The following is a 24,663-nucleotide window of genomic DNA, read 5'->3' on the forward strand; positions in this document are numbered from 1 at the left end:
TGACAGGCTGCCCGCCATGACCGCTCAAGCCCTCGCCGGGGCGCTCGCCGACGAGCGCCGCCGGACCGTGTTCGCCGCGATCGTGCTCGGCGCCCGGGACGTGCCGGCGGTGGTGGCCCGTACCGGCCTGCCCGCCCGCGACGCCGCGGTGGCCGTCCGCCGTCTCACCGACGCCGGTGTGCTCGCCGACGACGGCGGCGGGCTGCGGGTCGACGCCGAGCGGCTGCGCGAGTTCGCACGGGCCGGTGCGGCATCCCCGGCGGCGCCGGCCGCGAACCCGCGCGAGACGATCCTGCGCACGTTCCTGCGCGACGGCGCGCTGACCCGGCTGCCCGCGCAGCGGGGGCGCCGCCGCGTGCTGCTGGAGCACATCACCGAACGAACCTTCGAACCCGGGCGGCGCTACCCGGAACGGGAGGTGGACGACGCGCTGCGCCGCTGGTGCGAGGGCGGCGAGGCCGACCACGTGACGCTGCGCCGCTACCTGATCGACGACATGCTGCTCACCCGCGAGCAGGGCGTCTACTGGCGGACCGGCCCGTGACCGGGTGGAGCACGCAGGTCGCGCACCCGGACGAGCCGGACGCGGCGCTGCTGCTGCGCGAGTACATGGCGGAGATGGTGCGCCGCTGGTACGGCCGCCCGGAGCGGCCCGGTGAGGTGGACGCCGCGCTGGCCGAGGACCCGAACGACGACCTGGTCCCGCCGGCCGGGCTGCTGGTGGTGGCCCGCCGCGACGGCCGGCTCGCCGGGTGCGCCGGGCTGCGATGGCAGCCGGACTGGGCCGAGCTGACCCGGGTGTACGTGCGCCCGGAGCACCGGGGCGCCGGGGGCGGGGCGGCGCTGATCGCCGCGATCGAGGCGTACGCGACCGCCGGCGGAGCGACGCGGATCCGGCTGGACACCCGCTCCGACCTGGTCGAGGCACGGGCCCTGTACGCCCGGCACGGCTACCGGGAGATCCCCGCCTTCACCAGCGGCCCGTACGCGCAGCACTGGTTCGAGAAGACGCTTGCGGGACGAGTTGACGAGGCGGCGCAGGCGCGCTAAAACAGAACCAGGAACTTGAGTCACCCGGACTCAACTTGAGACCTTGGGCCAGGAGAACCGAGGAGGCAAGAGCCATGTTGATGCGTACCGACCCGTTCCGCGAGATCGACCGGATCGCCGAGCAGTTCTTCGGCACCACCGCCCGGCCCGCCGTGATGCACCTCGACGCGTACCGCGACGGTGACCACTTCTACGCGGCGTTCGACCTGCCCGGCGTGGACCCGGACAGCATCGACTGCACCGTCGAGCGCAACGTGCTGACCGTCCGCGCCGAGCGCCGCCGTCCCACCGGCGAGAACGTCGAGCTGGTCGCCGCCGAGCGTCCGATGGGCACGTTCACCCGGCAGCTGTTCCTGGGCGACACGCTCGACACCGACCGGCTGGAGGCCGGCTACGACAACGGGGTGCTGACGCTGCGCATCCCGATCGCCGAGCGCGCCAAGCCGCGCCGGATCACGGTGAGCACGCCCGCCGAGAGCAACGGCCACCGTCAGCTCACCACCGCCTGAGCACGTCACGCCCGAAGCGGGGGAGGCCGGAGCGCCGGCCGACCCCGCTTCGGCGTACCGGCGGTCAGCGCGCCTCGTCGCCAAACACCCCGTCGGCTGAGAACCTTTCTCACATGCTTCGCCCCGAGGTGCTGCCCCGCGCCCGTACCGCCGCCCTGCCCGCCGGCCCGGCCGACGTCACCGAGGCGTGGCTGCGCAACCGGCGGCTGTCCGAGCACACCCGCGACGCGTACCGCCGCGACGTCACCGGCTGGCTGAGCTGGTGCGCCGAACACGCCGTCGACCCGCTGCGGGCCACCTTCCTCGACGTCAACACCTACGGCCGTGAACTGGAGTCCACACCCCGCGGCCGGGCCGGCCGTCCGCTCACCCCGGCCACCGTCGCGCGCCGGCTGTCGGCGCTGTCGAGCTGGTACGACTTCCTGGTCAAGCTGGGCGCGGTGCCCGCCAACCCGGTGTCGGCGGCGGACCGGCCGCGCGTCGACCGGGACCACTCCGCCACTGTCGGCCTGACCCCGGAGGAGGTCGACGGGCTGATCGCCGCCGCCGAGGCCGACACCGGCCCGGCCGCAGCCCGCAACCGGGCCGCCGTCGCGCTGCTTGCCGACCTGGGCCTGCGGGTGGGGGAACTGGTCGCGCTGGACGTGTCCGACCTGGGCACGGAGCGCGGTCACCGCAGCGTCCGCTTCGTCGGCAAGGGCGGCAAGGTACGCCGGCGCGCGCTCACCCCGGGCACCGCGTACGCGGTCGACGCCTACCTGACCGTGCGGGCCGCCGCGCAGGGTGTCACGGTGCCGGAGCTGACCGGTCCGCTGCTGGTCACCGCCACCGGCGGCCGGTTGGACCGGCACGCCGTGTTCCGGCTGGTACGCCGCCTCGCGCAGCGGGCCGGGATCGCCGCGTGGGCGAAGCTGTCGCCGCACTCGCTGCGTCACGCGTTCGCCACCACGGCCCGCTCCGAGGGGGTGCCGCTGGAGGACGTGCAGGACGCGATGGGGCACGCCGATCCGCGTACCACCCGCCGCTACGACCGGGACCGGCACAACCTGGACCGCGATCCGGCGTACGCGATCTGGGCGGCCCGGGCCCGCCGTAGCGGGTGACCCGTCGTACCCGCGCCGTAGCGTGCGCGGCGTGAGACACGGACTGGAGATCGCCTGCGGCGGCGGCACGCTGACGGTCGCCGACCTGGTGGCGCTCGGCGAGCTGGCCGAGCGGGCCGGCTGGGACGGGGTGTTCCTGGAGGACTACCTCGTGCACCACGCCGGGGACGACCCGCCGACCTGGGATCCGTGGCTGGTGCTGGCGGCGATCGCCGGGCGCACCGGGCGGGTGCGGCTGGGCACGACAGTCACCGCGCTGCCCCGGCGCCGCCCGGTCAAGCTGGCGCGGGAGGTGCTCACGCTCGACCACCTGTCCGGCGGCCGGGCCGGCGTCGCGGTCGGGGTCGGTGACCCGGCCGACCGGGGCCTGGCCGCGTTCGGCGAGCCGACCGACCTCAGGACCCGCGCCGCGATGCTCGACGAGGGCCTCGACCTGCTGGTCGGGCTGCTCGGCGGCGAACCGGTCACGCACCACGGCGTCCACTACCGGGCGGAGGGCGTGGCGTTGCGTCCGGCGCCGGTGCAGTCGCCCCGGGTGCCGGTCTGGGTGGGCGGCAGCACCCAGGCGAAGGCGGTGCTGCGGCGTGCCGCCCGGGCGGACGGGATCGTGCCCTACAAGCTGACCGACACCGACGGCTGGTCCGACTTCACGCCCGATGAGGTGGCCGGCCTGGTCGCCGCACTGCCGGCCCGCCGCGCGGACGGCCAGGCGTTCGACGTGGCGGTCGGCGGCCGGCGGCGGCGTCCCGACGAGCGGGCCGAGCGGGCCTACCTGGCGCAGCTTGCGCAGGCGGGCGCCACCTGGTGGCTGGAGTACGTCCCGGCCGCCGATCCGGCAGCGATGCGGGCCGCGGTGCTCCGCGGCCCGCTGCGCTGACCGGTCAGCCCTGCGGGCGGGGGCAGAGGCAGAACGGCTGCCCGATCGGGTCGAGCAGCACGGTCCACCGCTCGCCGCCGGGCTGGAACCCGGGGCGGGTCGCGCCGGCCGCCACCAGCTCCTTCTCCGCGACCGCCACGTCGTCGACGTAGAGGTCCAGGTGGTAGCGCTTGCCGCCGCTCTCGTCGGGCCAGGCGGGCGGTGTGTATCCGGGCACCAGGCCGAAGCCGATCGACGTGCCGTCCTTGACGATCATGGCGTACTCGGCCTCGCTGTGGGTGATCTCCCACCCCAGCGCGGTGGAGTAGAAGGCCGCGTGCGCAGGCGGGTCGGAGCTGTCGAGATTGATCATGGCGATGTCGGCATTGACTGTCATGCCGACAGTCTGCCGCCGGTGCCTGACATCTTCGGCCCGGCGCGGGCGCGCGTCGCAACCGGCTGCGCAGGGCGTTCCGGTTGCCTACCGTCGACGGTGATGGGCAGGCAGCGGGAGTGGCACCACACGGCCCGGCGTCGCCGCCCGCTACGCGCGGGCGTGCTGATCGCCGGCCTCGGCGTGGGCACCTGCCTGATCGGGGTGGCCGGCCTGGCGGCGTGGAACGCGCAGGTGGTGCTCCAGGCCGACGGGCCGGTGCGGGAGACCGCCGACGGTTTCTTCCGCGACGTCGCGTCCGGGGACACCGACGCGGCGTACGAGCGGCTGTGCGCCGAGGCCCGGGGCAAGTGGAGCAAGTCGGGCTTCGGCAGCTGGGTGCGGACGCCGCCGCAGGTCAGCGGCTACGAGATCGTCGACGTGTCGGTGGCGACCCGCTCGGGCCGGCCGCACGGCACGGTGCTCGTACGGATCAACCGGGACGGCGGCGGCAGCGAGGAACGGGAGCTGCCTGTGGTACCGGAGGGCGGCGGCTGGCGGGTGTGCGGAGACCCGTTCTGAGGCTCAGCCGCGCGGGCCGAGGTCGCCGGAGCGGTAGTGGCGCCGGCACAGCACCTGGTAGCGCACGTCGGCGGTGTCGACGGTGTCGCCGATGACGACCTGCGCGCCCTCGCGCACCACGCGGCCGTCGACCACGCGCGCGTTGAGCAGCCCTTCCCGGCCGCACCAGCACAGCACCTCGACCTGGATGCGGGCCACCTCGTCGGCCAGCTCGAACAGCCGCTGCGCGGCCGGGAACAGGCAGGAGCGGAAGTCGGTGGCCAGGCCGAAGGCGTACACGTCGACGTCGAACCGGTCGACCAGCTCGGCCATCTGCTCGATGTGTTCGAGGTTGTAGAACGACGCCTCGTCGCAGATGAGGTAGTCGACGCGTACCCCCTCGGCCCACGCGTCGCGGACCAGGGCGCGCAGGTCGAGGTCGTCGGTGACCTCGACGGCCTCGTGGGCCAGGCCGATGCGGGTGGTGACCTGCGGGCCCAGCGAGCGGTCGATGCGGGTGGTGACCAGGCCGCGGCGGCCCTGCCGGGCGTGGTTGTGGTTCATCTGCAGCGCCATGGTGGACTTGCCGCAGTCCATTGGCCCCCAGAAGAACTTCAGCGCGGCGGCGTGCAGCGGCCGGCCGTCGACGCCGCGGGCGGCGGCGCAGCCGGCGGCCCGGTCGTCGCCGGGCCCCGGCAGGGGGCGGGCCAGGCAGGTCTGGGCGGCGTCGTCGGTCACGTCGGGGCAGCCTAGTCCATCGACACCGCCCGATCAGGTCCGCGATGATCCGCGGGCGCGGTTGGTCAGAGCACCCGGGGCGGGGTGTTCCCGGCGGCGATGATGGCCCGGCGCATCGGCACGGCGGCCAGCAGGGCGAAGCCGACCACGAAGAAGATCAGCAGCGACACCAGGCCCACCCGGTACGACGAGGTCAGCTGGAAGACCAGGCCGAACGCCAGCGGGCCGAGCCAGCTGGTGCCCTTGTCGCTGATCTCGTAGAAGCCGTAGTACTCGCCCTCCTTGCCGGCCGGGATGAGCTGGCTGAACAGCGAGCGGCTCAGCGCCTGGCTGCCGCCGAGCACCAGGCCGATGCAGCCGCCGAGGATCATGAACGGTACGGGCGCCTCGGCCGGCAGCCGGAACGCGGCGATGATCACACCGGTCCAGAGCACCAGCGACAGCAGCACGGTCTTCCACGCGCCGATGCGCTTGGCGAGCGCGCCGAGGGCGAGCGCGCCGCCGAAGGCGAGGAACTGCACCAGCAGGATGGTCACGATCAGCGTGCTCTGCTCCAGCCGCAGTTCCTCGGTGCCGTACTGGCTGGCCAGGGTGATGACGGTCTGGATGCCGTCGTTGAAGACCAGGAACGCGAGCAGGAAGTACAGCGTCAGCGGGTACGTCTTGATCTCCCGCAAAGTGCGTCCGAGCTGCCGGAAGCCGTCGGTGAGCACGTTGCCGCCCGCCTGCAGGGCGGCGGCGGTGGGGTGTTCGCGCAGCCAGCGCAGCGGCACCAGGGTGAACGCGGCCCACCACACGCCTGCCGACACGATCGACCAGCGGGCCAGGTCCAGCGTGCGCTGGGCGTTGCCATCCTCGCTGAGCATGGTGACCGCTACGAGGTTCAGCGCGAGCAGCAGGCCGCCGCCGAGGTAGCCGATGGCCCAGCCGCGGCTGGAGATGCCGTCGCGTTCGTCCGGGCCGCCGAGTTGCGGCAGGAACGAGTTGTAGACGACCACGGCGGCGCCGAAGGAGATGTTCGCGATCAGGAACAGCGCGCCGCCGAGCAGGTAGCGCTCGCCGGTGACGAACGCGAACGCGATGGTCGCGCCGGCGCCGGTGAACGCCGCGGCGGCCAGCAGCCGCTTCTTGTGCGCCGACCGGTCGGCGATCGCGCCGATCACCGGCAGCACGAACACGGTGAGGAAGACCGACAGCGAGATCAGGTACGGGTAGAACGACCCGGCGGCGACCTTGATGCCCAGCGGGTACACCGCGCCGTCGCAGCTGTCAGCGCCCAGCTCGCAACCGGCGGCGAGTTCGGTCACGGTGGTGAGGAACGGCCCGAGGAAGACCGTGATGACTGTGGTCTGGAACGCGGAGTTCGCCCAGTCGTAGAAGTACCAGCCGGTGCGCTCGCGGCGGGTGCTGCCCGGTCCGGCGGGGTCGGCGACGGCGGGGGTGACCGTATCGGCCATCGGGGGTCGTCCTCGGGGGCTCAGGCGGCCCAGTGGCCGCGACTGCGATAGACGTCACGGAGCACGCTGACGTGATCGGTCATGATGCCATCCACACCAAGATCAAGTAAGTGGTGCATCTGGGCGGGATCGTCGATCGTCCAGACGTGCACCTGCAACCCGATCCGGTGGCAGTACGCGAGAAACCGCCGGTCGGCCACCGGCACCCGCCCGAAGGCGACAGGCACCTGCGCGGCCACCACCGACGGGGGCAGCCGTAGCGGCCGTCCGTGCAGCGAGGCCAGCCGCAGCCGGGCCACGCCGCGCATGCCGAGGCTGGTGGCGACCTTCGGCCCGGCCAGCGCCCGCAGCCGGGCCAGCCGGGCGTCGCTGAACGAGGCGAGCAGCACCCGCTCGCCGGCGCCGGCCCGGGTGACGGTGGTGACGGTGGGCGCCACGCCGCCGTCGGACTTCACGTCGATGTTGAACCGCACCTGCGGCCAGGCGCCGAGCACCTCGTCCAGGCGGGGCACCAGGGCGGCGCCGCCGACGCGCACCGAGGACAGGTCGGCCCAGCGCAGGTCCGCGATGCGGCCCGGCTCCCCGGTGACGCGGCGCAGCGTCGGGTCGTGGAAGACCACAGGTACGCCGTCGGCGGTGGCGTGCACGTCGGTCTCCACGTACCGGTAACCCAGGGCGACGGCACGGGCGAACGCGGCGGCGGTGTTCTCGTCGCCGTCGGCCGCGCCGCCGCGGTGGGCGAACGCCAGCGGCGCGGGCGCGTCGAGGTAGCCGTGACGGGGCTGCACGCGGGCAGTATGCCCGGCCCGGGTGGCGCAGACATGGCCGGGCGGTGAAATTACCTATCCTTCCCTATCGTCGCTAGGATAGGGTCCGATGAGTAACGACATGTATTCGGTGGAGCAGGTTGCTGACCTGCTCGGCCTGCACGTGCGCACGGTGCGCGGCTACATCCGCTCGGGGCGACTGCGGGCCACGCGGATCGGCAAGCAGTACCGGATCGCCCGCGCGGACCTGGACGCGCTGACCGGCCGGCCCGCTGCGGCCGCCTCGGCGCCGGGGGCGGAGGTGTCCAGCGTCGTGCGTCTCGACGGCGTCGACCGGGCCGCCGTCGACCGGCTCGCCACGCTGGTGCTCGCCGGCGTGAACACCCACCACGACCTGGACCGCCCCCTGCGCGTGCAGACGGTCCACGACGAGGAGCGGCACCGCATGACCATCGTGATCCTGGGCGATCTCACCGCCACCGCCGATCTGCTGCGCCTGCTCGACGGGGTGCTCGACGGCGGCAACGGCCTGCTCGGCGGCGGGGAGCGCGGCCGTGACTGACCTGATGCAGGAGCGCGCCGGCGTGCCGGTGCTGGTCTGCGACCCGGACGGCCCACCGATCGCCACCGAGCGCGACGCGCTGGACCTGATCGGCGCGGCGTTCCTCGGCGCGACAGTGGTGGCGGTGCCGGCCGAGCGGCTCGACCCCGACTTCTTCACGCTCGGCACCCGCTTCGCCGGTGACGTGTTGCAGAAGTTCGTCAACTACCGGCTGCGCCTGGCGATCATCGGTGACATCTCCGCGCACCTGGAGCGCAGCGGCGCGCTGCGCGCGCTGGTGGCCGAGTCGAACCGGCACGACCAGGTGTGGTTCGTCCCGGACCTGGCCGCCCTCGACGACCGGCTACGCACCACCCCCTGACCCCGCCCCGCCCCGCCCCGCCCTCGCCTCGCTGATCTTGCACTTGCGGCCCTCGTCGGGGGCGGTTGGCCGGATTTGCCGGGGCACCAACTGCAAGATCAACGGCGAAGCGGCGGGTCGGGGTCGGGGTGTGTCGGGTCAGCCGGACTGGTTGGTGGCCGCGTCGCGGGTTCCGGGGGGCGGGTAGGGCTGCGCCGCGAGCAGCCGGGCCAGGTGGGCGCTGTTGAGCGCCAGCGTGGCGGTGGTGCGGCCGGTCGTGTCGGGTTTGGGGCGGGCGTCGACGTAGTCGGTCTTGTGCAGCGCCTCCCCGACCCAGTAGGTGGCCCCGGCGGCCGGGCAGGTGAACCCCACCTCATTGAGGGCCTGCTGCACCTCGGCGATGGTGTGGTGCGCGCCGTCCTCGTTGCCGACCACGGCCACTCCGCCGACCTTGCCGTAGGTGCGCAGGCGGCCCTGGTCGTCGGTCTCGGACAGCTCGGCGTCCAACCGTTCGAGGACCATCTTGGTCACCGACGAGGGCTGACCGAGCCAGATCGGCGTGGCGATGATCAGGATCTGGGCGGCGAGCAGCTTGGCGCGGATGGCGGGCCAGCCGTCGCCGTCGCCCTCGTCGACGGAGACCCCGAAGCGCACGTCGTGGTCGACCACCCGGACGATCTCGCCGTCGACGCCCTGCTCGGCCAGCGCGTCGAGCACCTCCTGGCCGAGTACGTGTGAACTGGACGTCGCCGGGGAGCGCTTCAGGGTGCAGTTGAGAACGAGTGCTCGGACAGCGGTCATGACGAGGTCCTCTCCGCCTGAAGGGGCGCGGGGACGTGATACCCGCCAGCGGGGCCGGGATGCGTCAGCCGGCGTGGCGGCGGTGGTGGGCGCGGGCGGTGTCGACCGGCCGGCCCGGGTCGATGTGGCGCGGCAGGTCCGGCTCGTCGGGGCGCAGCGGCACCAGGTCGTCGGTGATCGCGTCGATGATCCGGTCGGTGGCCTGCCGGGCCGCGCCGGGGGAGCCCGACCGCAGGTCGTCCAGCGGCACCGGGGCACCGAAGTGCACCCGGATGGCGGGCCGGCGCACGATCGCCCGGGCCGTCGCGCGCAGCATCCCCTTGGGCGCTCGGTAGGGCAGCACCTCGTGCGAGCCCCACTGGGCGACCGGTACGACGGCGGCGCCGCTGGCGAAGGCGAGCCGGGCGGCGCCGGTCTTGCCCCGCTCGGGCCACATGCCCGGGTCGAGCCCGATGCGCCCCTCCGGGTAGACCAGTACCACCGAGCCGCCGGCCACCGCGTGGGCGGCGACCTCCAGGGACCGGTGCACCGCGGCGGTGCCCCGGTCGACGCGGATGTGCCCGGCGTGGCGCATCAGCGCCCCGATCAGCGGGGCGCGGAACAGCCCGCCGGTGGCCATGATCCGGGGCGCGACGCGCCGGACCTGGCAGGCGGCGGCGAGCACCACCGGGTCGAACGGGCTGATGTGGTTGGCGGCCAGGACCAGCGGGCCGTGGCGCAGCGCGTCGGGCACGTCGCCGGTGACCTCCAGCCGGCCGACCAGCCCGACGACGGCGCGGGCGAGCGTCTGCGCGCCCCGCCACAGCAGCGGCGCGCGCCAGAGGGTGCTGTTCATCAGTGCTGGATGGTCGCACGTGCGGGCACGGCTCGGGGGACCGCAGGTCCTCCGGCAAGGGTGATCAGGGTCATTGGTCCCGGGCCGGGTGGGGCCCTGCGGCCCTGCTGCTTTCGCTACGACGCCGAGTAGTATCTACTACGTCTCGTAGTATGCGCAGCTGGGGGTTTCAGGTGGACGCGTTGGACGTCGCCCGCTGGCAGTTCGGTGTCACCACCGTCTACCACTTCTTGTTCGTGCCGTTGACCATCGGCCTGTCCGTGCTGGTGGCGATCCTCCAGACCATGTGGCACCGCACCGGCAACGAGCGGTACCTCAAACTCACCAAGTTCTACGGCAAGCTCTTTCTGATCAACTTCGCGATGGGTGTGGTCACCGGCATCGTGCAGGAGTTCCAGTTCGGCATGAACTGGAGTGACTACTCCCGCTTCGTCGGTGACATCTTCGGCGCGCCGCTGGCCATCGAGGCCCTGGTGGCGTTCTTCCTGGAGTCCACGTTCATCGGCCTGTGGATCTTCGGCTGGGACCGGCTGCCCAAGCGCCTGCACCTGGCCGCGATCTGGGCCGCCGCGATCGGCACCAACCTGTCGGCGTACTTCATCCTCGCCGCCAACTCGTTCATGCAGAACCCGGTCGGCTTCCGGATCAACCCGGACAGCGGCCGCGCCGAGCTGACCGACTTCGTCGCCGTGCTCACCAACAAGGTCGCCCTGGTGACCTTCCCGCACACCCTGGCCGGCGCGTTCCTGGTCGCCGGGTCGCTGATGGTCACCGTCGGCCTGTGGCACGTAATGCGCAACCGCGACAGCGCCGACACCGGCGCGTACCGGTTCGCCACCAAGCTCGGCTCCTGGGTCGTCCTGATCTCCTCGGCGCTTGTCATCCTCACCGGCGACATCCAGGGCAAGATCATGACCGACGTGCAGCCGATGAAGATGGCCGCTGCCGAGGGCCTCTACACCACCGAGAGCCCCGCCTCGTTCTCCGTGTTCACCGTCGGCAGCCTCGACGGCAGCCGCGAGCTGTTCGCCGTCAAGATCCCGTACCTGCTGTCGTTCCTCGGCACCGGCGACCCCAACGGCACCGTGCAGGGCATCAACGACCTGCAGGCCCAGTACGCCAGCCAGTACGGCCCCGGCAACTACGCCCCGATCATCCCGGTCACCTACTGGAGCTTCCGCTTCATGATCGGCTTCGGGCTGGCCGCCGCCGCGATCGCGCTGCTGGTGCTGTGGAGCCAGCGCAAGGGCCGCACCCCCACCAGCAAGTGGCTGCTGCGGGCCGGCCTGGTCATGCCCGTGCTGCCGCTGCTCGCCAACTCCTTCGGCTGGATCTTCACCGAGATGGGCCGTCAGCCGTGGATCGTCTTCGGCGAGATGCTCACCCGTGACGGCGTGTCCCGCAGCGTCTCCCTGACCGAGGTGCTCACCTCGTTCACCGCGTTCACCCTCATCTACGCCGTCCTCGCGGTGGTCGAGTTCAAACTGCTGGTCCGCTACGCCCGCGCCGGCGTACCGGACGTCACCCCCCAGTCCGACGACGACGACACCGACGACGCCGAGCGCCCGCTGGCGTTCGCCTACTGACACCCCGGAGCCCAACCGTGGAACTGACGACCGTCTGGTTTCTCCTCGTGGCCGTGCTCTTCACCGGCTACTTCATCCTCGAAGGCTTCGACTTCGGCGTCGGGATGCTGCTGCCGGTGCTCGGCCGCGACGACAGGCAGCGCCGCGTCCTGATCAACACCATCGGCCCGGTCTGGGACGGCAACGAGGTGTGGCTGATCACCGCCGGCGGCGCCATGTTCGCCGCCTTCCCCGAGTGGTACGCCACCCTGTTCTCCGGCTTCTACCTGCCGCTGCTGCTGATCCTGCTGGCCCTGATCGCCCGCGGCGTCGCCTTCGAGTACCGCCACAAGCGGCCCGAGGCGTCCTGGAAGCGCCGCTGGGACCAGGCCATCTTCTGGGGCTCGGCGATCCCGGCCGTGCTGTGGGGCGTGGCGTTCGCCAACATCTTCCGCGGCGTGCCGCTGGACGCCGACCACGAGTACGTCGGCGGCCTGCTCGACCTGCTCAACCCGTACGCGCTGCTCGGCGGCCTGACCACGCTGGGGCTGTTCCTCACCCACGGCGCGGTGTTCCTGGCGCTCAAGACCACCGGCGACATCCGGGAACGCGCCGGCGCCCTCGCCGTCAAGCTCGGCGTCGGCACCGCCGTGGCCGCCGTGGCGTTCCTGAGCTGGACGCTGAGCATCCGCTCCAGCGCCGTCGCCGTCGTGCTCGCCGTCGGCGCCGCCCTCGCCCTGCTCGGCGGTCTGGCCGCGGCCAAGGTACGCCGGGAGGGCTGGGCGTTCACCGGCACCGCCGTGGCGATCGCGCTCGCCGTGGCGACGCTGTTCGCCGCGCTGTTCCCGAACGTGATGCCGTCCACCCTCGACGCGGCAGGCACGCTCACCGCCACCAACGCCGCGTCCACCCCGTACACCTTGAAGATCATGACCTGGGTGGCAGTGGTGTTCACGCCGATCGTGCTCGCGTATCAGGGTTGGACGTACTGGGTGTTCCGCCGCCGGATCGGGGTACAGAACATTCCGCAACACTGATCGACCTGTGGGCGCAGGGGACGCGGGGCCGGTGCGAGGGGGTCGCACCGGCCCCGCAGGGCGTTACGGGGTCAGCGCGCCTCGCGCAGCTCCGCCAGCCGCGCCTCGATCTCGGCCAGCTCGGCGCGCAGCTTCTCCGCCTGCTGCTCGGCCTCGGCCCGCTCGGCGGCCAGGATCTGCTCCACCGCCTCCTGCACCCCCGGCACGTCGACCAGCGCCACCATCCGCAGCGCCTCAGCCGGCTTCACCACGTACGGCCGGGCCAGCGCCTTCGTGCCCTGCTGCGCGGCCACCGTCCACTCACCCTCGGCGTAGGCCAGCGTGACGGTCAGCCCCGGCGGGGTCTTCGGCTTCGCGGCCTTCACTGCTCGCTTCGCCGGCTTCGGCTCCGCCTGCGGCGCCTCGGTCTTCGGCTCCTCCCGCCGCGGCGCCGGCACCCGCGGCGTGTCCAGCACGAACTCCGGCTCCGGCGCGGCCGGCGGCTGCTCCGGTTCCGGTTTCGCATCCGCGGCCGGACGCCGCCCGGCGCCCTTCGGTGCGATCGCCACGTCGGCGGGGGAGAACGGCAGCTCGTCGCGGCCGAACCGCACCACCACGAACTCCTCCGACGCCGCCGGGTCGGTCAGCTCCACCACCTGCCCGAGCTGCCCGGCCATCTGCCCGGCCGCCTCGGTGAACACCACCCGGGGCTTGCGGCCCGCGGCCAGCGCCTCCCGGATCCCCTGAATCTCGTCAGTGGACAAACCCTGACCCGCCATCACGCCCTCTTCCGTACACCTGTTTGACGCAGCCTTGATACCAGCCGGCTGCGACACCGCGATGATCAGCCCCCGAGGGCCCGCAGCGCCGCGTCGGCGTGCTCGTTCATGCTCAGCTCGCTGTGCACCACGGCGAGCACCCGCCGGTCGGTGCCGATCACGAACGTCATCCGCCGGGTGCTCAGCGCGCCCAGCGGCAGCCGCCGCCGCACCCCGAACGCCCGCGCCACCTCACCGTCGGCGTCGGACAGCAGCGGGTAGTCGAGCCCGTGCCGGCGGGAGAACTCCGCCTGCCGCTGCACCGGATCCCGGCTGATCCCGACCCGGGACGCGCCCACCGCCGCGAACTCCGCCGCCAGGTCCCGGAAGTGGCAGCTCTCCGCCGTGCAGCCCCGCGTCATCGCCGCCGGGTAGAAGAACAGCACCACCGGACCGGCGGCCAGGAACTCCGACAGGCGCCGTGGCGTACCCGTCTCGTCCGGCAGCGTGAAATCCTCGACCAGGTCACCGACACCCACCGCGTCACTCATGACGCGAGGATATGTAGACATCGGCGATCCCGCTCCGTCGTACCCGGCGAGCGGCGGGGAGGCACCGCCGCACGACGCGAAGGACCGACAGTGAAGTACGTGATCATGATCCACTCCAACCCGGAGCCGTGGGGCCACCCCACCTCCGAATACCTCGCCGCCCACCAGGAGCTGCCCGCCGAGGTACGCGAACGGCTCAACGCCGACTTCGAGCAGGTGATGACCGAGCTGCACGCCAACGGTGAGCTGGTCGTCGGGGAGGCGCTCGCCGACCCCCGCACCGCCCGGCTCTACCGGTGGCGCGACGGCGCGCCGCTGGCTACCGACGGCCCGTACTCCGAGGCGAAGGAACACCTCGCCGGCTTCTTCCTCATCGACGTCGAGGACCAGGCCCGCGCCGAGGCCGTCGCCGCGAAGTTCGCCGGCCCGGGGGAGACCGTCGAACTGCGGCCCCTGATGTGGCCGGGCGGGTCCGATCAGTAACGCCACGCCCCTCGCGGACGTGTGGCGCCGGGAGGCGCCGCACGTCCGCACCGCGCTGCTGCGCCGCTACGGGCAACCCGACGCCTGCGAGGACGCCCTGCAGGACGCTGCGGAGGCGGCCGCCGCACGGTGGCCGCTCACCGGTGTGCCCGACGAACCGCGGGCCTGGCTCATCCGGGTCGCCTCGCGACGGCTGATCGACCGGATGCGCGCCGACACAGCCCGTACCCGCCGCGAGCGGCTCGACGCGGTCCGGCAACCCGGCGCCGGCGTCGTACCGCCCGTCGACGACACACCCATGACCGAGGACGACGACACGCTGCGGCTGCTGTTCCTGTGCTGCCACCCGGCGCTGAGCCGCCCCTCCCAGGTCGCGCTGACCCTGCGCGCGGTCGCGGGACTGCGCGTGGAGCAGATCGCCGCCGCCTACCTGGTGCCGGCCCGGACCATGACGCAGCGGCTGAGCCGGGCCCGCGCGACGCTGCGCGAGGCGGGCGCCCGGTTCACCATGCCGCCGCCGGACGCGCTGCCCGACCGGGTGGCCGCCGTCCTGGACGTGTGTCACCTGGTGTTCAGCGAGGGCTACACCCGCACCTCCGGCGACCAGCTCGTCGACGTGGAACTCGCCGAGGAGGCGATCCGGCTCACCCGGCAGGTCCACGCCGCGCTGCCCGGCCACCACGAGGTCACCGGCGCGCTGGCGCTGATGCTGCTCACCCACGCCCGGTCACCAGCCCGCACCGACGCCGCCGGTGACCTCGTACCGCTGGCCGACCAGGACCGCTCCCGCTGGCGCGGCGACCTCATCGACGAGGGCGTCACGCTGCTCGGCCGGGCCCTGCCCCACGGCCCGGTGGGCCGCTACCAGCTCCAGGCGGCCATCGCCGCCGTGCACGCCGAGGCACCGGCCTTCCCGGACACCGACTGGCTGCAGATCAGCGTCCTCTACGACATGCTGAGCCGGGTCGCCCCCAGCCCGTTCGTCACGCTCAACCAAGCCGTCGCGGTGGCCATGGCGCACGGCCCCGCCGTCGGGCTGGCCCTGCTCGACCCGCTGCTGGCCGACCCGGCGATGCGCGGCCACCACCGGCTGCACGCCGTCCGCGCGCACCTGCTGGAACTCCACGGCGACCCGCAGGCCGCCGCCGAGCACTACCGGCTGGCCGCCCGGCTCACCGGGAGCCTGCCCGAACAGCGCTACCTCAACCGGCGGCTGAGCCGCCTGACGGGCGGCTCCTGAGCGGCACCCGGGGCTCAGCGCCACACCGCCGCGACCTCGTCGGCCACCGCGTCGGCCTGGGCGAACCCGGCCCGCGCCGACGCCGCCCGCCGCGCCGGGTCCAGCACGTTGCGGCCGATCGCCGTCCGCGCCGCCCGGTCCGGCGACACCACCGCCACCCGCGCCCCCGCCTCCCGCAACGCCGCCACCTGCGCCGACAGCCGCGGCATCGGCCCGACCGCCGCGCGCGTCGGCGCCAGCACCACCACCTGCCCGCACCCGGCCGCCAGGTCCGCGTTCACCGGCGAGCGGACCCCGCCGTCGACGTAGCGCCGGCCGCCGACGGTCACCGGCGGCCACACCCCCGGCACCGCACAACTCGCGCCGACCGCGTCCACCAGCGGCACCCCGCTGTCCGCGTCGAACACCACGAACTCACCGGAGGCCGCGTCCACGGCGGTCACCAGCAGCCGCGCCGCCGGCCACTCCGGCGACGGCAACCGCGCCGCGATCACCGCCCGCCGTGACTGCTCCGACGGGGTACGCGCCGACAACGCCATCGCGCCGATACGTGCCCGGGCCCGCGCCGCGTCCCGGCCCCGCCCACCGGCCCACGCCCAGCGCAACAGCACGCCCGTCCCGAGCCGGGCCGGCACCTCCTCGCGGGGCGGCCGCAGCTGCGCCTCGTACAGCTGCGCCGGCGGCGTACCCGAACGCACCTGCGCCCCGACCACCGACCCGGCCGACGTACCCACCACCAGATCCGCCTCCTCCAACCGCAGGCCGTGCCCGGCCAGCCCGGCCAGCAGACCCAGCTCCCAGGCCACCCCGGTCACCCCGCCGCCACCCAGCACCAACGCGCGCCCCATGTGACAGTCCTCTCCACCCCGGATGGTCCCGCCCACGGTAACGTCGCCCCCACCGCACGACAGGGGAGAAGGGCATTGACCTCCGTCACCATCGTCACCGGGGGAGGACGCGGCATCGGCGCGGCCACCGCCCGCCGGCTCGCCGCCGACGGCCACGACCTGGTCATCGGCTACCGCGCCGACCACACCGCCGCCGAGGCGGTGGCCGCCGACGTGCGCGCGGCCGGCCGCCGCGCGGTCACCGTCGCCGCCGACACCACCGACCCCGAGCAGGTACGCCGCATCTTCGACGCCGCCGACCGGCTCGGCCCGCTCACCGGCCTGGTCAACAACGCCGGTGTCACCAGCCCGATCGGCCCGTTCACCGACCTGCGCGTCGACGACCTGCGCGAGGTCGTCGACGTCAACCTCATCGGGTACGTGCTGTGCGCCCAGCAGGCCGCCCGGCGGCTCACCCGCGGCGGCGCCATCGTCAACGTCTCCTCCGTGGCGGCCACGCTCGGCTCACCCGGCGAGTACGTCCACTACGCCGCCGTCAAGGCCGCCACCGACACCCTCACCGTCGGGCTGGCCAAGGAACTCGCGCCGCTCGGCGTCCGCGTCAACGCCGTCGCCCCCGGGATCATCCGCACCACCATCCACGCCCGCTCCGGCGCGCCCGATCGCCCCGACACCGCCGCGAGCCGGATCCCGATGGGCCGCGCCGGCGAACCCGAGGAGGTCGCCGGCGCGATCGCGTACCTGCTCGGCCCGGACGCCTCGTACACCACGGGCGCGGTCCTGCGCGTCGGCGGCGGTCTCTGACCCGGCGGTGGCCCGGGGATCTCCACCCCCCGGGCCGCCGCGTCGCGTCTCCTACTGGGTGAACAGCTTCGCCGCCGTGATCAGCGTCTGCACCACCCCGTAGCCCAGCAGCGCCGACACCACCAGCCACGACACCACCAGGCGGACCTGCTGCCCGCCACCGGTCCGCTCGTTCACGATCCGCTCCTCTCCGCCGTCACCGGCTGCCCCGGTCCCGTCTCGTCCCGCCCGGTCGCGGGCTCGTGGTACCGCTGCGGCACCGGCCGCACCAGCAGGTTCGCCACCAGACCCACCGCCAGCACCCCGACCATCGTGATCAGCGCCGGCCGGTACGCCGCCGCGGTCAACGTGCCCGGCTCGCCCTGCGCGTCGAGGAACGCGTTGACGATCAGCGGCCCGGCCACGCCCGCCGCCGACCACGCGGTCAGCAGCCGGCCGTGGATCGCGCCCACCTCGAACGTGCCGAACAGGTCCCGCAGGTACGCCGGCACGGTGGCGAACCCGCCGCCGTAGAACGACAGGATCACGCACGCCAGCAGCACGAACAACGCCGTCGCGGTCTGCCCCACCAGCGCCAGCAGCAGGTACAGCACCATGCCCACACCCAGGTAGACCATGTAGATCGGCTTGCGGCCGATCACATCCGACGTGGACGACCACACGAACCGGCCCGCCATGTTGAACAGCGACAACAGCCCCACGAACCCGCCGGCCGCCGCCACCGACACCGCCGACGTGCCGCCCTCACGGAAGAAGTCCTGGATCATCGGGCTGGCCTGCTCCAGGATCCCGATACCCGCCGTCACGTTGCAGAACAGCACCACCCACAGCAGCCAGAACGACCGCGTCCTCAGCGCGTTGGCCGCCGACACGTTCGCCGTCGTCACCAGCGGTTTGTCCGCCACCTGAGCCGGGTCGAACCCGGCCGGCCGCCAGTCCGGCGCGGGCACCCGCACGTTGAACACACCGAACATCATGATCACGAAGTAGCCGACGCCGAGCGTCACGAACAACCACACCAGCGCCGACCCCGACGCCGTGGAACCGCTGTTCGCCGGGTCGTAACCCGGGTCGTAGAACGACAGCAGCTGCCGGGACAGGGGAGAGGCCACCATCGCCCCACCACCGAACCCCATGATCGCCAGCCCGGTCGCCAGACCCGGCCGGTCCGGGAACCACTTGATCAACGTGGAGACGGGGGAGATGTACCCGATCCCCAGACCGATCCCGCCCAGCACCCCGTACCCCAGATACAGCAACCACAGCTGCCCGGTCGCGATGCCCAGCGCCCCGACCAGGAACCCCGCCGCCCAGAAACACGCCGACACGAACATCGCCTTACGCGGCCCGTTCGCCTCCACCCACGTACCGGCCACCGCGGCCGACAACCCCAGCATCACGATCGCGATACTGAAGATCACCCCGATTGCCGTCTGACCGGTGTCGAAATGCGCGATCAGGGAGTTCTTGTACACGCTCGTCGCGTAGACCTGCCCGATGCACAGATGGATCGCCAGCGCCGCCGGAGGAATCAGCCAGCGGCTGTACCCCGGCGGCGCGACGGTGTGCCGACGATCGAGTGCGGAAAGCATCAGCGCTTCCTCCGTCCAGATGGCGAGAACACCTCCGGTTCATGCCCCCGCCGCACGCTGCGCCCAAACCCGCCCCGCGCCGGACGGTCGAAACCCTGAGCCGAACGGTCACCCCCGCCCCGGCCCGTCATCACCCCACCACCGGCGGTCATCCCCGGCCGGAGATGCGACGATGACCAGGTGAAGATCCTGTCCATCCAGTCGTCGGTCGCCTACGGCCACGTCGGCAACTCCGCCGCCGTGTTCCCCCTGCAACGCCTCCGGCACGAGGTCTGGCCGGTCCTGACCGTGCACTTCTCCAACCACACCGGCTACGGCGCCTGGCGCGGCCCGCTGCTCGCCCCCACCGACGTCGCCGACGTCATCGCCGGCATCGAGGACCGCGGCGTGCTCGGCACCGCCGACGCCGTCCTCTCCGGCTACCAGGGCGACCCCGCCGTCGGCGCCGTCATCCTCGACGCCGTCGCCCGCGTCAAGGCCGCCAACCCGGCCGCCCTCTACTGCTGCGACCCGGTCATGGGCGACGTCGGCCGCGGCATGTTCGTCCGCCCCGGCATCCCCGAATACCTACGCGACACCGTCGTCCCGCGCGCCGACATCGTCACCCCCAACCAGTTCGAACTGGAATTCCTCGCCGGCCGCACCACCGACACCATCGACGACCTGCTCGCCGCCGTCGACGCCGTCCGCGCCACCGGCCCCCGGCACGTCCTGGTCACCAGCGTCCTGCACGGCGACCTGCCCGCCGGCCACCTGGAAGTCGTCGCCGTCTCCGACGACGGCGCCTGGGCCGTCACCACCCCGCTGCTGCCGATCGCCCCCAACGGCGGCGGCGACGTCACCGCCGCCCTCTACCTCGCTCACCTCGCCACCACCGGCTCACCACAGACCGCCCTGGAACGCACCACCAACTCGATCTACGCCGTACTCGAGGCCACCCTCGAAGCCGGCACCCGCGAACTGCAGATCGTCGCCACCCAGGACGCCATCGCCGACCCACCCACCCGCTTCACCACCCGCCGGCTGCGCTGACCGACAACGCGGGTGCACCAGCCGCGCGGGTGCACCCGCGCCGCGACTCGCCGCCCGCACTGGTGGACGACCCCACCGCCCACCAGGCAGGATGCGGACGTGCCACCGCACCCGGCAACCGACGACCCCGCGTTCGCCCAGCGCCTGCGCGACCTCACCCGGCTACGCCGCGTCCGCGACCGCATCGACCGCGAATACGCCAAACCCCTCGACGTCGAAGCCCTCGCCCGCGGCGAACACATGTCCGCCGGCCACCTCAGCCGCCAGTTCCGCCAGACCTACGGCGAATCGCCGTACGCGTACCTCATGACCCGCCGCATCGAACGCGCCATGGCCCTGCTGCGCCGCGGCGACCTCAGCGTCACCGACGTCTGCTTCGCCGTCGGCTGCCAGTCCCTGGGCACCTTCAGCACCCGATTCACCGAACTCGTCGGCGAACCACCCAGCGCCTACCGCGCCCGCCACGCCCCCGACACCGCCGAACCACCACCCTGCCTCACCAAACAAGCCACCCGACCGATCAGGAATCGAGAAGCCCGCACCGGCCGACCACCACTAGCGTGACCACCATGACGATCACCATTCACTACGCCTTCCTGCCCCACACCGACGCCGACGCCGCCATCGCCTTCTACCGCGACACCCTCGGCTTCGAACTCCGCAACGACGTCGGCCAGGGCGACACCATGCGCTGGCTCACCGTCGGCCCACCCAACCAGCCCGAGACCGGCATCGTCCTGCACCCACCGGCCGTCGACCCCGGCATCAGCGACGACGAACGCCGCACCATCCTCGAACTCATCGCCAAGGGCAGCTACGGCGCGCTCACCCTCGCCACCGACGACCTCGACGGCCTGTTCGACCGACTCCAGGCCGGCGGCGCCGACGTCGTCCAGGAACCCACCGAACAGCCCTACGGCGTCCGCGACTGCGCCTTCCGCGACCCCACCGGCAACCTCATCCGCATCAACGAGCGGCGCTGACCCCACCCCATGACCGACGCGCCCCGCACCCGCACCCAACGCCGCCACGACACCACCCACCGCCTCGAAAACGACGTCGACTGCTGGGTCGCCACCGCCGGCCCCGACGGCACCCCGTACCTCGTGCCCCTGTCCTTCGACTGGGACGGCCACACCCTGCTCGTCGCCACCCCGGCCGACAGCCCCACCGGCCGCAACCTCGCCGGCGGCCACGCCCGCGTCGGCCTCGGCCCCACCCGCGACGTCACCATGATCGACGGCCACGTCGAAACCCTCACCATCGACGCCCTGCCCACCGACCGAGGCGACCGCTTCGCCACCCGAACCGGCTTCGACCCCCGTACCCTGACCACGCCCTACCGCTGGTACCGCATCACCCCACACCGCATCCAGGCCTGGCGCGAAGCCGACGAACTACCCGGCCGCACCCTCATGCGCGACGGCAACTGGCTCGACTGACACCCGCACCACCGGACGGAGAGCACAATGAGCAAGGCCACCACCGGCCTGCACCACGCCGACAGCCACGACGTCATCCGCGTCCACGGCGCCCGCGAGAACAACCTGCGCAACGTCGACGTGGAGATACCCAAACGCCGCCTCACCGTCTTCACCGGCGTCTCCGGCTCCGGCAAGAGCTCACTGGTCTTCGGCACCATCGCCGCCGAGTCCCAGCGCCTCATCAACGAGACCTACAGCGCCTTCGTCCAGGGCTTCATGCCCACCCTGTCCCGCCCCGAAGTCGACGTCCTCGAAGGCCTCACCACCGCCATCATCGTCGACCAGGAACGCATGGGCGCCGACCCCCGCTCCACCGTCGGCACCGCCACCGACGTCAACGCCATGCTCCGCATCCTGTTCAGCCGCCTCGGCGACCCCCACATCGGCCCACCCAACGCCTACTCCTTCAACGTCCCCTCCGTCCGCGCCGCCGGCGCCATCACCGTCGACCGCGGCCCCGGCAAGACCCAGACCAAGAAGGGCACCTTCAACCGCCTCGGCGGCATGTGCCCCCGCTGCGAGGGCCGCGGCACCGTCACCGACTTCGACCTCACCGTCCTCTACGACGAGAAACTCTCCCTCAACGAGGGCGCCATCACCATCCCCGGCTACAGCATGGACGGCTGGTTCGGCCGCATCTTCCGCTCCAGCGGCCTGTTCGACCCCGACAAGCCCATCCGCGACTACACCAGACGCGAACTGGACGACCTGCTCCACAAGGAACCCACGAAGATCAAGGTCGACGGCATCAACCTCACCTACACCGGCATCATCCCCACCATCACCAAGTCGATGCTCGCCAAGGACGTCGACGCCATGCAGCCCCACATCCGCGCCTTCGTCGAACGCGCCATCACGTTCACCACCTGCCCCGACTGCGACGGCACCCGGCTCGCCCCCGAAGCCCGCTCCTCGAAGATCAACGGCATCAACATCGCCGACGCGTGCGCCATGCAGATCAGCGACCTCGCCACCTGGGTACGCGACCTGCACGAACCCACCGTCGGCCCGCTGCTCAAGGCACTGGGGGACACCCTCGACTCCTTCGTCGAGATCGGCCTCGGCTACCTCAGCCTCGACCGCCCCGCCGGCACCCTCTCCGGCGGCGAGGCCCAGCGCACCAAGATGATCCGCCACCTCGGCTCGTCCCTCACCGACGTCACCTACGTCTTCGACGAACCCACCATCGGCCTGCATCCGCACGACATCGCCCGCATGAACAACCTCCTGCTCCAACTGCGCGACAAGGGCAACACCGTCCTCGTCGTCGAACACAAACCCGAGACCATCGCCATCGCCGACCACGTCGTCGACCTCGGCCCCGGCGCCGGCACGGCCGGCGGCACCATCTGCTACGAAGGCACAGTCGCCGGCCTGCGCGCCAGCGACACCACCACCGGCCGCCACCTCGACGACCGCGCCACCCTCAAGGACAAGCTGCGTACGCCCACCGGCGCCCTGCCGATCCGCAGCGCCCGCACCCACAACCTGCGCGACGTCGACGTCGACATCCCCCTCGGCGTCCTGGTCGTCGTCACCGGCGTCGCCGGCTCCGGCAAGAGCAGCCTCATCCACGGCTCACTGGCCAAACGCGAGGACGTCGTCAGCGTCGACCAGACCGCCATCCGCGGCTCCCGCCGCAGCAACCCCGCCACCTACACCGGCCTGCTCGACCCCATCCGCAAGGCCTTCGCCAAGGCCAACGGCGTCAAACCCGCCCTGTTCAGCGCCAACTCCGAAGGCGCCTGCCCGACCTGCAACGGCGCCGGCGTCATCTACACCGACCTCGGCATGATGGCCGGCGTCGCCAGCACCTGCGAGGACTGCGAAGGCAAGCGGTTCCAGCCCGCCGTCCTCGACTACCACCTCGGCGGACGCGACATCAGCGAGGTCCTCGCCATGTCCGTCGACGAAGCCGAGACGTTCTTCAGCGACGGCGACGCCCGCACCCCGGCCGCCCACACCATCCTCGACCGGCTCGCCGACGTCGGCCTCGGCTACCTCACGCTCGGTCAACCCCTCACCACGCTGTCCGGCGGCGAACGGCAACGCCTCAAGCTCGCCACCCGGATGGGGGACAAGGGCGGTGTGTACGTCCTGGACGAACCCACCACCGGCCTGCACCTGGCCGACGTCGCCCAACTGCTCGGCCTGCTCGACCGGCTCGTCGACGCGGGGAAGTCCGTCATCGTGATCGAGCACCACCAGGCCGTCATGGCGCACGCCGACTGGATCATCGACCTCGGCCCCGGCGCCGGTCACGACGGCGGCCGGATCGTCTACGAGGGCACCCCGGCGGATCTCGTGGCGGCCCGATCGACGCTCACCGGCGAACACCTGGCCGACTACGTCGGCGCCTGACCGCCGTACCGGCAGCAGGGGAGAGGTGCGGGTCAACACCAGTGTCGTTCGGCGCCTCTACTCTCGGCCGGTGAGCTTCAGCGCCTTCGCCCACCGCGTCCGAGACCCGGCGCTGCCGCACCAGCGCCGGGTCTCCGCACTACGCTCGTGCGTGCAGTTGTACCGCCCAGTCGGCTTCGAGGCGACACTCAGCTTCCTCGAAGAGCAGGCCGGACCGTTCCGGCGCGACGAGGCGGCGCTGCTTCGGGCGCTGGAGCATCTCGCGGCGAGCCGCCGACTCTGGCACGAGGATCTCCAGCGGTACGCCGCCGAACGCCGCACGGCGAAGCAGCTCGGCCACCGGACACCGAGGCGCGCTGATCGAAACCCCAACCTGGGCCCGAGGATCTGGTACGGAGCTGCGCAGCGAGCGGCACTGCACGCGCTGGACTACTGGCGGCGCAGCCGGCTGCCCGAGCTGCTCGCGGGCAACGACCCGGGCGCGCGGGAGATCGGCAGCTCGGTGTCCGCCGGCCTCGCGAACGGCGGACCTTTGACTGTGGAGCAGCATGAGCGACTCGATGACGCGGTACAGCAGGTGCGGCAGCGTGTCGGCGGACGGCTTTACGAGGAGGACGCGCGGGCGTACTTCCGTGCGCGAGACCTGCTGCGCGTGGCCGCGCTCGTCAGGGACGCGGCGACGAACGAAGGCGCGAAGCCTACCTGAGCGCCTGATCATTCGGATTCGATAATGTACATTATGTCAAGTAACGCTGAGACTGGGGCTCCCCGAGCGCCCGCGTGAGGCAGGTGACCGCTTTTGCGGGCCTTCGGGGTGCCGGAGGGTCAAGCAGTCATCCCTGTCGTGCCGCCGGACCGCGTGCCCGACCTGGCGAGCGCTGGCAGCGGCAGCAAGCTCGCCGCGAGCCGGCTCGCACCTCCCGACACGATGTCGCCGCCGTTGCGCCGAGGCACCAATCATCGGGTCATCGGGCCGG

At 72.5% G+C, this 24,663-nt stretch carries 30 protein-coding genes; 19 read left to right on the plus strand and 11 right to left on the minus strand.

The features are described 5' to 3' along the window. Nucleotides 1–16: 16 nt before the first annotated feature. The 5 genes from CLT75_RS07755 (at nucleotide 17) to CLT75_RS07775 (ending at nucleotide 3,539) form a co-directional block, all read left to right on the plus strand. A complete protein-coding gene (locus tag CLT75_RS07755; RefSeq protein ID WP_135240161.1) occupies nucleotides 17–544 on the plus strand; it encodes a DUF2087 domain-containing protein in 528 nt (175 codons plus the stop codon). Then, entirely contained in the window at nucleotides 541–1,050 is a 510-nt protein-coding gene (locus tag CLT75_RS07760; protein ID WP_209310286.1) for a GNAT family N-acetyltransferase, read from the plus strand. The genes CLT75_RS07755 and CLT75_RS07760 overlap by 4 nt, the downstream gene beginning before the upstream one ends. 74 nt (nucleotides 1,051–1,124) lie before the next feature. Then, nucleotides 1,125–1,559, plus strand: a complete 435-nt coding sequence (locus CLT75_RS07765; RefSeq protein ID WP_013286325.1) for an Hsp20/alpha crystallin family protein — start codon at nucleotides 1,125–1,127, stop codon at nucleotides 1,557–1,559. A 113-nt stretch (nucleotides 1,560–1,672) separates the two neighbouring features. After that, nucleotides 1,673–2,662 (plus strand): tyrosine-type recombinase/integrase, encoded by a 990-nt coding sequence (locus CLT75_RS07770; RefSeq protein ID WP_135240162.1) that lies wholly within the window; start codon nucleotides 1,673–1,675, stop codon nucleotides 2,660–2,662. A 31-nt stretch (nucleotides 2,663–2,693) separates the two neighbouring features. Then, nucleotides 2,694–3,539 carry an LLM class flavin-dependent oxidoreductase gene (locus tag CLT75_RS07775; RefSeq protein WP_135240163.1) on the plus strand — a complete coding sequence of 282 codons (846 nt, stop codon included), beginning with the start codon at nucleotides 2,694–2,696 and terminating at the stop codon, nucleotides 3,537–3,539. Nucleotides 3,540–3,543: 4 nt separating this feature from the next. Here the strand turns inward: CLT75_RS07775 and CLT75_RS07780 are convergent, their stop codons facing one another. Next, on the minus strand, nucleotides 3,544–3,915 hold the full coding sequence (locus tag CLT75_RS07780) for a VOC family protein (RefSeq protein WP_135240164.1): 372 nt from the start codon (nucleotides 3,913–3,915) through the stop codon (nucleotides 3,544–3,546). Between the two features lie 99 nt (nucleotides 3,916–4,014). Here CLT75_RS07780 and CLT75_RS07785 point away from each other — a divergent pair, with 99 nt between their 5' ends. Further along, nucleotides 4,015–4,473, plus strand: coding sequence for an Rv0361 family membrane protein (locus tag CLT75_RS07785; protein WP_135240165.1), 459 nt, complete (start codon nucleotides 4,015–4,017; stop codon nucleotides 4,471–4,473). 3 nt (nucleotides 4,474–4,476) lie between these two features. Here the strand turns inward: CLT75_RS07785 and CLT75_RS07790 are convergent, their stop codons facing one another. The 3 genes from CLT75_RS07790 to CLT75_RS07800 all read right to left on the minus strand — a co-directional run bounded on the left by CLT75_RS07790 (nucleotide 4,477) and on the right by CLT75_RS07800 (nucleotide 7,435). Continuing rightward, nucleotides 4,477–5,163, minus strand: a complete 687-nt coding sequence (locus CLT75_RS07790) for a thymidine kinase (RefSeq protein WP_370585003.1) — start codon at nucleotides 5,161–5,163, stop codon at nucleotides 4,477–4,479. A gap of 92 nt (nucleotides 5,164–5,255) precedes the next feature. Further along, nucleotides 5,256–6,647, minus strand: coding sequence for an MFS transporter (locus CLT75_RS07795; protein ID WP_135240167.1), 1,392 nt, complete (start codon nucleotides 6,645–6,647; stop codon nucleotides 5,256–5,258). A gap of 20 nt (nucleotides 6,648–6,667) precedes the next feature. Further along, nucleotides 6,668–7,435, minus strand: a complete 768-nt coding sequence (locus tag CLT75_RS07800; protein WP_135240168.1) for a glycerophosphodiester phosphodiesterase family protein — start codon at nucleotides 7,433–7,435, stop codon at nucleotides 6,668–6,670. Between the two features lie 88 nt (nucleotides 7,436–7,523). Between CLT75_RS07800 and CLT75_RS07805 the strand changes: the two genes are divergently transcribed. Further along, nucleotides 7,524–7,976 carry a helix-turn-helix domain-containing protein gene (locus CLT75_RS07805; RefSeq protein WP_486485087.1) on the plus strand — a complete coding sequence of 151 codons (453 nt, stop codon included), beginning with the start codon at nucleotides 7,524–7,526 and terminating at the stop codon, nucleotides 7,974–7,976. Next, on the plus strand, nucleotides 7,969–8,337 hold the full coding sequence (locus tag CLT75_RS07810) for a DUF4180 domain-containing protein (RefSeq protein ID WP_135240169.1): 369 nt from the start codon (nucleotides 7,969–7,971) through the stop codon (nucleotides 8,335–8,337). Before CLT75_RS07805 ends, CLT75_RS07810 begins: the two co-directional genes overlap by 8 nt. A 138-nt stretch (nucleotides 8,338–8,475) precedes the next feature. Here the strand turns inward: CLT75_RS07810 and CLT75_RS07815 are convergent, their stop codons facing one another. Together CLT75_RS07815 and CLT75_RS07820 are read right to left on the minus strand one after the other, a co-directional pair. Beyond that, complete coding sequence (locus CLT75_RS07815) at nucleotides 8,476–9,117, minus strand: NAD(P)H-dependent oxidoreductase (RefSeq protein WP_135240170.1); 642 nt, start codon at nucleotides 9,115–9,117, stop codon at nucleotides 8,476–8,478. Nucleotides 9,118–9,181: 64 nt separating this feature from the next. Next, nucleotides 9,182–9,952 (minus strand): lysophospholipid acyltransferase family protein, encoded by a 771-nt coding sequence (locus tag CLT75_RS07820; RefSeq protein WP_135240171.1) that lies wholly within the window; start codon nucleotides 9,950–9,952, stop codon nucleotides 9,182–9,184. Between the two features lie 173 nt (nucleotides 9,953–10,125). Between CLT75_RS07820 and CLT75_RS07825 the strand changes: the two genes are divergently transcribed. Together CLT75_RS07825 and cydB are read left to right on the plus strand one after the other, a co-directional pair. Next, on the plus strand, nucleotides 10,126–11,538 hold the full coding sequence (locus CLT75_RS07825; RefSeq protein WP_209310287.1) for a cytochrome ubiquinol oxidase subunit I: 1,413 nt from the start codon (nucleotides 10,126–10,128) through the stop codon (nucleotides 11,536–11,538). Between the two features lie 17 nt (nucleotides 11,539–11,555). Continuing rightward, nucleotides 11,556–12,554 (plus strand): cytochrome d ubiquinol oxidase subunit II, encoded by a 999-nt coding sequence (gene cydB / locus CLT75_RS07830; protein ID WP_135240173.1) that lies wholly within the window; start codon nucleotides 11,556–11,558, stop codon nucleotides 12,552–12,554. A 71-nt stretch (nucleotides 12,555–12,625) separates the two neighbouring features. Here the strand turns inward: cydB and CLT75_RS07835 are convergent, their stop codons facing one another. Next, nucleotides 12,626–13,312: a hypothetical protein gene (locus tag CLT75_RS07835; RefSeq protein ID WP_135240174.1), complete on the minus strand. Its 687-nt coding sequence runs from the start codon at nucleotides 13,310–13,312 to the stop codon at nucleotides 12,626–12,628. Nucleotides 13,313–13,377: 65 nt separating this feature from the next. Next, nucleotides 13,378–13,842, minus strand: coding sequence for a peroxiredoxin (locus tag CLT75_RS07840; protein ID WP_486485088.1), 465 nt, complete (start codon nucleotides 13,840–13,842; stop codon nucleotides 13,378–13,380). A 90-nt stretch (nucleotides 13,843–13,932) separates the two neighbouring features. Between CLT75_RS07840 and CLT75_RS07845 the strand changes: the two genes are divergently transcribed. Together CLT75_RS07845 and CLT75_RS07850 are read left to right on the plus strand one after the other, a co-directional pair. Then, nucleotides 13,933–14,325 carry a YciI family protein gene (locus CLT75_RS07845; protein ID WP_135240176.1) on the plus strand — a complete coding sequence of 131 codons (393 nt, stop codon included), beginning with the start codon at nucleotides 13,933–13,935 and terminating at the stop codon, nucleotides 14,323–14,325. Between the two features lie 19 nt (nucleotides 14,326–14,344). Beyond that, nucleotides 14,345–15,565, plus strand: a complete 1,221-nt coding sequence (locus CLT75_RS07850; RefSeq protein WP_135240177.1) for a DUF6596 domain-containing protein — start codon at nucleotides 14,345–14,347, stop codon at nucleotides 15,563–15,565. 14 nt (nucleotides 15,566–15,579) lie between these two features. On the opposite strand, the gene CLT75_RS07855 is transcribed toward CLT75_RS07850, so the two are convergent. Beyond that, nucleotides 15,580–16,413 (minus strand): patatin-like phospholipase family protein, encoded by an 834-nt coding sequence (locus tag CLT75_RS07855; RefSeq protein ID WP_135240178.1) that lies wholly within the window; start codon nucleotides 16,411–16,413, stop codon nucleotides 15,580–15,582. 75 nt (nucleotides 16,414–16,488) lie between these two features. Here CLT75_RS07855 and CLT75_RS07860 point away from each other — a divergent pair, with 75 nt between their 5' ends. After that, nucleotides 16,489–17,217: an SDR family oxidoreductase gene (locus CLT75_RS07860; protein ID WP_135240179.1), complete on the plus strand. Its 729-nt coding sequence runs from the start codon at nucleotides 16,489–16,491 to the stop codon at nucleotides 17,215–17,217. Between the two features lie 51 nt (nucleotides 17,218–17,268). Here CLT75_RS07860 and CLT75_RS33070 read toward each other — a convergent pair whose 3' ends face one another. Continuing rightward, nucleotides 17,269–17,394 (minus strand): MFS transporter small subunit, encoded by a 126-nt coding sequence (locus tag CLT75_RS33070; RefSeq protein WP_486485089.1) that lies wholly within the window; start codon nucleotides 17,392–17,394, stop codon nucleotides 17,269–17,271. After that, a complete protein-coding gene (locus CLT75_RS07865) occupies nucleotides 17,391–18,809 on the minus strand; it encodes an OFA family MFS transporter (protein ID WP_135240180.1) in 1,419 nt (472 codons plus the stop codon). The genes CLT75_RS33070 and CLT75_RS07865 overlap by 4 nt, the downstream gene beginning before the upstream one ends. A gap of 180 nt (nucleotides 18,810–18,989) precedes the next feature. On the opposite strand from CLT75_RS07865, the gene pdxY reads away from it, so the two are divergent. The 6 genes from pdxY (at nucleotide 18,990) to CLT75_RS07895 (ending at nucleotide 24,392) form a co-directional block, all read left to right on the plus strand. Then, complete coding sequence (pdxY, locus tag CLT75_RS07870; protein ID WP_135240181.1) at nucleotides 18,990–19,841, plus strand: pyridoxal kinase PdxY; 852 nt, start codon at nucleotides 18,990–18,992, stop codon at nucleotides 19,839–19,841. Nucleotides 19,842–19,940: 99 nt separating this feature from the next. Continuing rightward, nucleotides 19,941–20,405 carry a helix-turn-helix transcriptional regulator gene (locus CLT75_RS07875; protein ID WP_013286348.1) on the plus strand — a complete coding sequence of 155 codons (465 nt, stop codon included), beginning with the start codon at nucleotides 19,941–19,943 and terminating at the stop codon, nucleotides 20,403–20,405. Between the two features lie 5 nt (nucleotides 20,406–20,410). Further along, nucleotides 20,411–20,824 carry a VOC family protein gene (locus CLT75_RS07880; protein ID WP_135240182.1) on the plus strand — a complete coding sequence of 138 codons (414 nt, stop codon included), beginning with the start codon at nucleotides 20,411–20,413 and terminating at the stop codon, nucleotides 20,822–20,824. Nucleotides 20,825–20,833: 9 nt separating this feature from the next. Next, entirely contained in the window at nucleotides 20,834–21,283 is a 450-nt protein-coding gene (locus CLT75_RS07885) for a pyridoxamine 5'-phosphate oxidase family protein (RefSeq protein WP_135240183.1), read from the plus strand. A gap of 27 nt (nucleotides 21,284–21,310) precedes the next feature. After that, nucleotides 21,311–23,686, plus strand: coding sequence for an excinuclease ABC subunit UvrA (locus tag CLT75_RS07890; protein ID WP_135240184.1), 2,376 nt, complete (start codon nucleotides 21,311–21,313; stop codon nucleotides 23,684–23,686). Between the two features lie 70 nt (nucleotides 23,687–23,756). Next, nucleotides 23,757–24,392: a hypothetical protein gene (locus CLT75_RS07895; RefSeq protein WP_135240185.1), complete on the plus strand. Its 636-nt coding sequence runs from the start codon at nucleotides 23,757–23,759 to the stop codon at nucleotides 24,390–24,392. The last annotated feature ends 271 nt before the right edge of the window (nucleotides 24,393–24,663 follow it).

The organism is Micromonospora sp. CNZ285 (assembly GCF_004637285.1).

Bases quoted from the DNA above. Each gene is read 5' to 3' on its own strand.
- CLT75_RS07855 (WP_135240178.1), bottom strand. From the start codon at position 16,413: ATGGGGCGCGCGTTGGTGCTGGGTGGCGGCGGGGTGACCGGGGTGGCC.
- CLT75_RS07785 (WP_135240165.1), top strand. From the start codon at position 4,015: ATGGGCAGGCAGCGGGAGTGGCACCACACGGCCCGGCGTCGCCGCCCG.
- CLT75_RS07820 (WP_135240171.1), bottom strand. From the start codon at position 9,952: ATGAACAGCACCCTCTGGCGCGCGCCGCTGCTGTGGCGGGGCGCGCAG.
- CLT75_RS07770 (WP_135240162.1), top strand. From the start codon at position 1,673: ATGCTTCGCCCCGAGGTGCTGCCCCGCGCCCGTACCGCCGCCCTGCCC.
- CLT75_RS07865 (WP_135240180.1), bottom strand. From the start codon at position 18,809: ATGCTTTCCGCACTCGATCGTCGGCACACCGTCGCGCCGCCGGGGTAC.
- CLT75_RS07755 (WP_135240161.1), top strand. From the start codon at position 17: ATGACCGCTCAAGCCCTCGCCGGGGCGCTCGCCGACGAGCGCCGCCGG.
- CLT75_RS07885 (WP_135240183.1), top strand. From the start codon at position 20,834: ATGACCGACGCGCCCCGCACCCGCACCCAACGCCGCCACGACACCACC.
- CLT75_RS07840 (WP_486485088.1), bottom strand. From the start codon at position 13,842: ATGAGTGACGCGGTGGGTGTCGGTGACCTGGTCGAGGATTTCACGCTG.
- CLT75_RS07805 (WP_486485087.1), top strand. From the start codon at position 7,524: ATGAGTAACGACATGTATTCGGTGGAGCAGGTTGCTGACCTGCTCGGC.
- CLT75_RS07780 (WP_135240164.1), bottom strand. From the start codon at position 3,915: ATGACAGTCAATGCCGACATCGCCATGATCAATCTCGACAGCTCCGAC.
- CLT75_RS07795 (WP_135240167.1), bottom strand. From the start codon at position 6,647: ATGGCCGATACGGTCACCCCCGCCGTCGCCGACCCCGCCGGACCGGGC.
- CLT75_RS07765 (WP_013286325.1), top strand. From the start codon at position 1,125: ATGTTGATGCGTACCGACCCGTTCCGCGAGATCGACCGGATCGCCGAG.
- CLT75_RS07880 (WP_135240182.1), top strand. From the start codon at position 20,411: ATGACGATCACCATTCACTACGCCTTCCTGCCCCACACCGACGCCGAC.
- CLT75_RS07890 (WP_135240184.1), top strand. From the start codon at position 21,311: ATGAGCAAGGCCACCACCGGCCTGCACCACGCCGACAGCCACGACGTC.
- CLT75_RS07815 (WP_135240170.1), bottom strand. From the start codon at position 9,117: ATGACCGCTGTCCGAGCACTCGTTCTCAACTGCACCCTGAAGCGCTCC.
- CLT75_RS07835 (WP_135240174.1), bottom strand. From the start codon at position 13,312: ATGGCGGGTCAGGGTTTGTCCACTGACGAGATTCAGGGGATCCGGGAG.